The 1105-nt window shown below is 32.0% G+C and carries 1 pseudogene; it reads left to right on the top strand.

The annotated features are described in order from the left end of the window. Positions 1-1105 (top strand): annotated as a pseudogene (locus tag HUN22_RS17205) (TniQ family protein); the annotation flags it as partial.

Below are 1105 nucleotides of genomic sequence, written 5' to 3'. Positions count from 1 at the left end.
ATTCAATTAATAGAATCAGGGTGTTATCAATATAATCCTACTCCTAAAACCCAATTAATTTACTTATTGCCTGAAGAAGTAAGGTTGGTTTTGGATATTTGTCGAAAGACATTAAAAAACTGGATTCGCAAAGATTTCCTAAAGTTGGATAAAGAAAGATATCACTACCACTCTTTACCAAGCCCTTTAATTGAAAGATTTTTGCTCTCCTATAATTATGAACATTCAGGCTCAATAGAAACCTTACAAACTAAAACATCTGACCCGCAACATTTAACTCTTAAAGAGGTTGCTAAAATTTTAGAGACTAATTATGAGACTGCAAGAAAACTGGCAAATACACATTGGCTTAAATATCAAATATGTCCTAAAAACAAGGTAACTAAAAATATTTCCAGATTCCAAGTAGAAAAATTTCATCGTCATTATATTACTGCTTCAACTCTAGCTAAAAAATTTGATGTAAATCCGACAAATCTCGTTGAGAAACTGGCAAGTATAGGGATCATACCTATTAGTGGACCATATATTGATTCTACTCCTATCAATATTTATGCTCGCTCATTTATCAATAATCTAAAGCAATCAGATATTGAAGCCATTAAACAATATCCAACCAATAGCGGGCGATATAACAATAGCCAAAAGCCACCGACAAATAGCAAAGACTTTGTTTCCCTAACAAAAGTCGCAGAGCAATTAGAAATTAGCCCCAATAAAGTAGCCATTCTTGTTCAAAGAGGTATTCTCACAAAAGATCTTACAAATCCATTTCTTATAATGATCGAAAAAAAATCACTAAGGAATCTCAAAGATAAATTAGAAAGTCAGGATTTTATTTTAGCTAAAGACGCTGCTCGACAACTCAATTGTGCCCCAAATTGGCTTGATAAATATTGGTGCAAATCTGGCTTTTTAACAATAGAAAATCTGGTTTATTGGAAGCTTGTTCGTAAAGAAGATGTCTATACTATACTTCAAATAAAAGAAACATATATAACTGGAGCAGAAGCTAATAATTTATTAGGTATGCATCACTCGTATATAACTAATTTACAAGCACAAGGGCTTATTAATGCTTACTATATGGGCAAAACTGATAAAA

It is taken from the genome of Acinetobacter lactucae, assembly GCF_013344765.1.
Taxonomy (GTDB): Bacteria; Pseudomonadota; Gammaproteobacteria; order Pseudomonadales; family Moraxellaceae; genus Acinetobacter; species Acinetobacter lactucae_A.
The sequence above is the reverse complement of the archived record's forward strand: the minus strand, read 5'-3'. Positions and strand labels throughout refer to the sequence as shown.